At 37.9% G+C, this 7,282-nt stretch carries 10 protein-coding genes and 1 pseudogene; 4 read left to right on the plus strand and 7 right to left on the minus strand.

The features are described from left to right. Together E1140_RS02915 and E1140_RS02920 are read right to left on the minus strand one after the other, a co-directional pair. Positions 1-304, minus strand: a pseudogene (locus E1140_RS02915) (hypothetical protein); the annotation flags it as partial. A gap of 34 nt (positions 305-338) precedes the next feature. Continuing rightward, positions 339-1,046, minus strand: a complete 708-nt coding sequence (locus tag E1140_RS02920) for a TIGR04283 family arsenosugar biosynthesis glycosyltransferase (protein WP_155178867.1) — start codon at positions 1,044-1,046, stop codon at positions 339-341. Positions 1,047-1,173: 127 nt separating this feature from the next. On the opposite strand from E1140_RS02920, the gene rpsF reads away from it, so the two are divergent. Genes rpsF through rplI form a run of 3 tightly spaced genes read left to right on the plus strand, consistent with a single transcriptional unit; the run spans position 1,174 to position 2,242 of the window. After that, positions 1,174-1,545, plus strand: coding sequence for a 30S ribosomal protein S6 (rpsF, locus tag E1140_RS02925; RefSeq protein WP_155178869.1), 372 nt, complete (start codon positions 1,174-1,176; stop codon positions 1,543-1,545). Next, on the plus strand, positions 1,542-1,793 hold the full coding sequence (rpsR, locus tag E1140_RS02930) for a 30S ribosomal protein S18 (protein WP_155178871.1): 252 nt from the start codon (positions 1,542-1,544) through the stop codon (positions 1,791-1,793). The genes rpsF and rpsR overlap by 4 nt, the downstream gene beginning before the upstream one ends. Before the next feature lie 8 nt (positions 1,794-1,801). Continuing rightward, on the plus strand, positions 1,802-2,242 hold the full coding sequence (rplI, locus tag E1140_RS02935; RefSeq protein WP_155178873.1) for a 50S ribosomal protein L9: 441 nt from the start codon (positions 1,802-1,804) through the stop codon (positions 2,240-2,242). Between the two features lie 133 nt (positions 2,243-2,375). Here the strand turns inward: rplI and bioB are convergent, their stop codons facing one another. Together bioB and sppA are read right to left on the minus strand one after the other, a co-directional pair. Then, a complete protein-coding gene (bioB, locus tag E1140_RS02940; RefSeq protein ID WP_155178876.1) occupies positions 2,376-3,380 on the minus strand; it encodes a biotin synthase BioB in 1,005 nt (334 codons plus the stop codon). 43 nt (positions 3,381-3,423) lie between these two features. Beyond that, complete coding sequence (gene sppA, locus E1140_RS02945) at positions 3,424-5,166, minus strand: signal peptide peptidase SppA (protein ID WP_155178878.1); 1,743 nt, start codon at positions 5,164-5,166, stop codon at positions 3,424-3,426. Between the two features lie 81 nt (positions 5,167-5,247). Between sppA and folK the strand changes: the two genes are divergently transcribed. Then, positions 5,248-5,742 (plus strand): 2-amino-4-hydroxy-6-hydroxymethyldihydropteridine diphosphokinase, encoded by a 495-nt coding sequence (folK, locus tag E1140_RS02950; RefSeq protein ID WP_155178880.1) that lies wholly within the window; start codon positions 5,248-5,250, stop codon positions 5,740-5,742. A gap of 6 nt (positions 5,743-5,748) precedes the next feature. Here folK and fabD read toward each other — a convergent pair whose 3' ends face one another. The 3 genes from fabD to E1140_RS02965 all read right to left on the minus strand — a co-directional run. Continuing rightward, entirely contained in the window at positions 5,749-6,621 is an 873-nt protein-coding gene (gene fabD / locus E1140_RS02955) for an ACP S-malonyltransferase (RefSeq protein ID WP_155178882.1), read from the minus strand. Between the two features lie 40 nt (positions 6,622-6,661). Further along, positions 6,662-7,102: a thiol-disulfide oxidoreductase DCC family protein gene (locus E1140_RS02960; protein ID WP_155178884.1), complete on the minus strand. Its 441-nt coding sequence runs from the start codon at positions 7,100-7,102 to the stop codon at positions 6,662-6,664. Beyond that, positions 7,081-7,282: T9SS type B sorting domain-containing protein (locus E1140_RS02965; protein ID WP_155178886.1), on the minus strand; the 202-nt coding region annotated here is incomplete at its 5' end. The genes E1140_RS02965 and E1140_RS02960, both read right to left, overlap by 22 nt.

A 7,282-nucleotide genomic window follows, 5' to 3' on the forward strand; every position in this document is an offset into this window, starting at 1 on the left:
TGTAGGCATTTATCCAATATGTCAATTGCTCGTTCCTGGACCATGTAGATTTATTGGGAGGGTTGTCACTTAGTAGGTCCAGATATGTTTCAAACTTCTGTCTATGCTTTATGAAGCCTTTATAGTCCACTTCATCACCAACTACATTACTTCTCAGCAATTCATCAAATATTTCATGTGATGGTGGATTTCCTGATTTGCTTTCAGTCTTTTCAGCAGAACAATTGATTATCAATAATATTAGAAATATAAATGAATATGCCTTTTTCATATGATTGTTAAAGTCATTAACTACAACGCGCATTAATGGTACAAATGTTTTGCAAATAGAAGAAAAGTCAACTGCACGACTTCGCAGGCTTGGCTATGTGCCTGCCCACAAAGTCTAGCATATAATCCTGAGAAGCGCCTAAAGCATATAATATAAAAACACAAGCATAAATAAACTGGAGTTTAAACGGCCCATTTTCCCTGTAATCCCTTGCCGAGGTTATAGCATTCTTCTTCACAATCTTAAATTTTGTATTTGCCTTTAACCTATCAATTAATTCATATTCTTCCATTATAGTCATGCTTTCATCGAAACCATGAAGGGAATTAAAAAGATGCTTTGTCACAAAAAGCGTTTGGCCTCCCCCTCTACAAAACCAAAAAGGAAGTCGTGAGAAGAAATTGCAGAAACGAAGAAATGGATGATTCCAATCAAATATAGAAGTGAAACACCCTGCATTTCTACCCACCTTAACATTGTCTATAATTAGTTTATCAAAACCAGAAGGGGGGATAGTATCTGCATGCACAAAATAGAGCACCTCGCCTTTTGCTTCTAGTGCCGCTAAATTCATCTGCCGAGCCCTGCCCTTACTGTCAGTTTTTATCACTTTAGTTTCATACTCCCTGGCAACAGCGATTGTCTTATCTGAAGATCCACAATCTACAATGATGATCTCCGTCAAATACCCTGAACTATTATTCTGTAGGTAAGGCAGAAGCGTTTTCAGGTGCTGTTCTTCGTTATAGGTGGGTATGATTATGCTTAACTTCACTTTTTTAATTTACATACGAAGTAAATATTGACTATGGGTTTTAACAGATAAATAGATCAATGTTTTTTTTTAAATGACAAATATTTTATCTTTGCAGTCCGAAATTTTATAACAAAATAAAGTAACCATGAACAATTACGAGACGGTATTCATTTTAAATCCCGTTTTATCTGAAGAACAGATGAAGGATACTGTCAAGAAGTTCGTACAGGTGATCAAAGATGCTGGTGCAAAAGTGATCAACGAAGAGCAGTGGGGCTTGAAGAAATTGGCTTACCCAATTCAGCACAAATCCACAGGCTTTTACAACCTAGTCGAATTCGAGGCAGACTCCGAAGCAGTTGACAAACTAGAAACTGAATTCAGAAGAGACGAAGCAGTGATGAGATTCTTAACAGTAGCTTTAGATAAGCACGCTGTAGAATACAACGAAAGAAGAAAGAACGGAGCATTCCGTAAAGACAAGAAAAAAGCTAAGGAGGAGCCAGTAGCATCATGACATTAATGAACGAGCCTATCAACAGAGGCGAACAAGGAAAAAAATACTGCCGATTCAAGAAGAACGGCATTAAATATATTGACTACAAGGATCCTGATTTCTTATTGAAATTTGTAAACGAGCAAGGAAAGATTTTACCAAGAAGACTTACTGGTACTAGCTTGAAGTTTCAAAAGAAAATAGCGCAAGCTGTTAAGAGAGCTAGACACATAGCTTTACTACCTTACGTTACTGATTCTCTTAAATAAGACTGACAATGGAAGTAATATTAAAGCAAGATATACAAGGTCTTGGTTATAAGAATGACACAGTAAGTGTAAAGCCAGGATACGGAAGAAATTATTTGATTACTCAGGGTTATGCTATTATAGCTAATGAGGCGAATCGAAAAATGATAAACGAGAACATCAAGCAAGCGGCTCACAAAGCTGAGAAGTTGAAGAAAGATGCTGAAGAAATTGCTAAGGCACTCGGTACCCTAACTCTAGAGATAGGTACTAAAGCTGGTGAAAGCGGAAAAATCTTTGGTGCTATCACTACGCTACAAATTGCTGATGCATTGAAAGCTAAAGGATTCGATATCGATAGAAAGAAAATCTCTTTCAACCCGATTAAAGAATTAGGAGAGTATACTGCCATCGTTGACCTTCACAGAGAAGTACAACATGAGATCAGTATTAAAGTGATTGCTGAATAAGCATTTATTTTAACTCATTAAAAAAGCGGCTTGATAATTCAAGCCGCTTTTTTTTTTGCACCTTTTATATAATGAACATAAAAAAAAGGGAGCACTTTGAAAGTGCTCCCTTTTTACAAATTTTATCCGAGTCTTATTCTACTCCCACTCCAGGAATTTGCTCAAACTTTACTTCTGCAGAACCTTTAAAGGCCTTTCTTGGCTTCAAATTCAAGATTTGAAACATTTCTTTATCTTCTACAGTATCAGGATTTGGAGTAGTCAACAACTTATCTCCGGCAAATATAGAATTGGCGCCAGCCATAAAACACAATGCTTGCTCTTCTACTGACATTCTTACTCGACCTGCAGAAAGTCTGACCATAGCTTTAGGCATAATTATTCTTGCTGTGGCTATCATTCTGATCATTTCCCATACAGAAACTCTTGGCTGATCTTCCAGCGGTGTTCCTTCAACTGGCACAAGTGCATTGACAGGAACTGACTCAGGGTGTTCAGGAAGTGTTGCCAAAGTGTGCAGCATTCCTATCCTATCTCCATGAGACTCGCCAAGACCAATAATACCGCCAGAACAAACAGATATGTTTGCATTGCGCACATTATCCAATGTATCTAGTCTATCATCATATGTTCTTGTTGATATAATCTCGTCATAGTGTTCCTCACTCGTATCAAGGTTGTGATTATAAGCATAAAGGCCTGCATCCTTTAATTTCTTAGCCTGCTCTTCGGATAACATTCCTAAAGTACAGCAAACCTCCATCCCCATTGCATTGACACCTTTAACCATGTCTAACACTCTATCAAAGTCTTTATTATCTCTTACCTCACGCCATGCTGCACCCATGCAGAATCTGGTACTCCCAGCTTCTTGAGCTTCCTTGGCCTTGCCTAAAACCTCTTCCGTAGGTAAAAGCTTGTGAACTTTAACATCTGTATGGTAACGTGCTGCCTGCGGGCAATACGCACAGTCTTCGGGACAGCCGCCTGTTTTAACTGAAAGAAGGGTGCAAACCTGAACTTCCTGAGCATCGTTATGCTCTCTATGAACTGTTGCTGCCCTGTATATTAAGTCAAGAATTGGAGAATTGAATATTTCGCTAATCTCCTCTTTGGTCCAATCGTTTCTATAATTCATATGAGCAAAATAACTACAATATGTTTAAAGTCTGTAGTCGAAATTAATTTATTTCTAATTCAAATGGCATTCTTGCCTGAGCACCTCGAAGGTTCTTCACCTTCTTTATTTTCTCAAGGTATGGGTAAAGCTCCCCAACTTCTGATTTGATCATTTTAGCCCTGGCCTGATCCTCAAAATCTTCAAAAATTCTTTCGAAAAATGGCTTAACTTCAGGGTAATAACGCACTTTGTAATCTTCCGAAATACCAGCCTTTTCCGCTGCCATTTCTATAGCATCATCAAAGTCTCCCAATATATCCACAAGCCCTAGCTTTTCTGCCTGAGTACCGGTCCATACTCGACCTGATGCAATCTTCAACATATCTTCACGGCTCATATTCCGTCCTTCTGCAGCCTTATCAATGAAAGTATTATAATTTTTCTCAATACTCTTCTGAATGATAGATTTCTCAACAGCGGTTAAAGGCCTTGTCACAGTCATCATTCCTGAAAACTCTCCAGTCTGTACTTCATCATGATTTAGGCCCAATTTATCTTCTAGCAACCCCTGAAGGTTAAACATCATACCAAAAATTCCAATAGACCCAGTGATGGTGTTTGGTTGAGCTATTATTGTATCACAAGCCATGGCCATGTAGTAACCTCCTGATGCTGCATAATCTGACATTGACGCTATTACCGGCTTAGCTTCAGCTGCCAACTTAATTTCTCTCCACATAGCATCTGATGCCAGATAGCTACCTCCTGGAGAGTTGATTCTTAACACAATTGCCTTAATACCTTTATCCTCTCTGGCTTTCCTTATCTGCTTGGCAAACTTATCTCCACCAATCGTTCCATCTTCACCTCTACCCATTACAATTTCACCTGAAGCCACTATAACCGCCACCTCATTAGATGAAAGCTTGAATGTGCTAAAGCTTTTTTTATAGTCTTTGTAGGAGATCATTTCCAAGTTAGAAACACCTGAGGCTTCCTTCAACTTCTCTAATACTTCATCCTCGTAAGCTAATTGATCAATCAGGTTCAGCCTTAAAGCATCTTCTGCTTCACGCACTTCCATCTTATTGGAAATTTCTTTCAAACGATCAAACTCAATTTCCCTGGATTTACTTATTCCCAATAGCATATTATCATTTATACCATTGAGAAGTTCTGAAAGCTGGAGCTCATTTTCAGGACTCAAGCTCTTTCTAAAATACGGTTCTACCGCACTCTTAAACTCCCCCACTCTAAATATTTCCGGCTTGATACCAAGTTTTTCAAACAACCCTGTGAAGAATGTGACATTAGCATTAAGACCATTAAGTTCTATCTCCCCTTCAGGATTAAGAATTACCTGATCAGCAACACTAGCAAGGTAATATGCTCCCTCGCTGTAATAGTCGGTGTAAGCAATAATGAACTTTCCAGACTCTTTGAAGTCTTCTAACTCCATACGCACCTCTTCAAGCGAAGACATCCCTCCAATAAAGTAATGAAGCCGTAAATAGATACCCTTTATATTTGGGTCCTTGGCAGCGTTCCTAATAGACTTTTTCAATTCTATTAATCCAATACTACTTTCTTCAGCAGCAAGGAATTCAATATCATCAAGTGGATTTTCAATTTCCTGTTCTGTTATAGGCTTGTCCAGGTTTAAAAAAAGAATCGAATTCTCATCAACCACCACTTTATCCTTCTCTGACAGAGAACCAATCACTCCCAACATTATAAAAAATCCTGCTACACTAAATAGTAGGAGTGCAATTAACGTAGAGAGTATATTCTTTAAAAAATTCATACTTATCCTATTATAAAGAAGTTAAAATTAACAAGTAAAACAGCATTTATAAAGACGTTAATTCTATTTTTGCGGCTAATTATGACAGACGGAATATATCTATTATTAGGCTCCAATTTGGGTGATAGAATTAGCAATTTAAAGCAGGCCATAAAATACATTTGGTCGTTCTCTGAAATTGTAAAAATCTCTTCTGTTTATGAAACTGCACCGTGGGGTGTAACTGACCAGCCAGCTTTTTACAATCAGGTACTTGAGATTAAAACAGCTACTGACCCTAAGAGTTTATTAAAAGAAATATTAAAAATTGAGGAGCTAATAGGAAGAGTTAGAAAAGAGAAATGGGGAGCTCGAATAATTGACATCGACATTCTATACTATGGTGATACGAAATTCAATGAAGAAGACTTAATCATTCCGCATCCTGGAATTGCTGATAGAAAGTTCACTTTAGCTCCTTTAGTTGAATTAGCTCCAGATTTTATGCATCCGATCAGTGGAAAATCGAATAAAGAAATGCTAGCGTTATTGGACGACCAGCTTTCAGTAAAAAAACTGGACGCCCAACTTCAATAGTTATATTTAAATACTCATCGCCTCTGCCTCAGGAGCGATTTTTCTCACAAGTCCTTGCAACACTTTACCTGGACCGCACTCTACAAATTGCGTTGCTCCATCAGCTACCATGTTTTGAACTGATTGTGTCCATCTGACTGGTGCTGTTAGTTGATCTATTAAGTTTTTCTTGATTGTTTCAACATCCGTTGCAGGCTTTGCATTTACATTCTGATACACGGGACAAATAGGTGTATTAAAGCTAGTATTTTTAATAGCCTCCGCAAGTTCTGCTCTGGCAGGCTCCATCAGCGGTGAGTGAAATGCTCCACCTACTGGTAAGGGTAATGCTCTTTTTGCACCAGCCTCCTTCATTTTTTCACATGCAATTTCTATACCTTTATTGCTTCCCGAAACTACTAATTGGCCCGGGCAGTTATAATTAGCCGCTACCACTATTTCATCAATACTATCACATATTTCTTCAACCTTAGCGTCTTCCAACCCAAGTATAGCCGCCATAGTTGATGGGTTGACTTCACAAGCTTTCTGCATAGCCAACGCTCTTTGAGAAACCAGTTTCAATGCATCTTCAAAATTCAATGTCTTATTAGCAACTAATGCTGAGAACTCGCCTAATGAGTGTCCTGCAACCATATCTGGCCTAAAATCACCACTGGTTGCCGCTAAAATTACTGAATGAAGAAAAATTGCAGGCTGTGTTACTTTAGTTTCCTTAAGTTCCTCAGCAGTTCCTTCGAACATAATATCTGTGATTCTAAAACCAAGTATTTCATTGGCTCTTTCAAACATTTCTTTGGCCGTAGCATTACTTTCATACAAGTCTTTACCCATACCTGTAAATTGCGCGCCCTGTCCTGGGAAAACGTATGCTTTCATATATAGTCGATTAGTTTAATTAGGTTTAAAAGATGCTAAATTAGCTATTTTGATAAGCTTCTAAAAATCTAGCCCTTTCATCATCACTAGGCAATCGGCATGTGTTTTTCTTTCCAAACCACCGATAACGATTCCTGGAAATAAACATATAAACTGCATCTCTTAAAAAGCTTGGTAGCGGTTTGAAAATCGCAAATAATTTAAGCCAGCCTCCTAGCTGTAAAGCAATAAATATGGCTGCGCTACTCTTCAGTAAAACCTGACCTGATGAGGTCCAAACAACTATAGAATCAGTATTTTTAGGGAGTTTAGAGGTTAGATTTTGTTGTGCATAATCGGATTGCAGAGACTCAAATAGAAACTTGGCTTCCTTATCTCTTTTTAAAACAAAATCAACTGATGAATTGCAGAGATTACAATAGCCATCAAAAAAAATGACATGTTTATTAAATGGATTGTTTATCTCAATAGATGCACCCATCCCTTAATTTTCTGCATTGCATTAGAAGGATCAACGACATCAAAGTTAACTTCAGCTACATAATAGTAAACACCAGCAGTTAATTCAATTCCATTTTTATCTGTACCATTCCAATCAATGAAAATATTGTTCTCGCCTCCCTGTGTACCAAAATAATTATACACTTCTTTACCCCATCTG

This window comes from Fulvivirga lutimaris (assembly GCF_009711525.1).
GTDB classification, from domain to species: domain Bacteria; phylum Bacteroidota; class Bacteroidia; order Cytophagales; family Cyclobacteriaceae; genus Fulvivirga; species Fulvivirga lutimaris.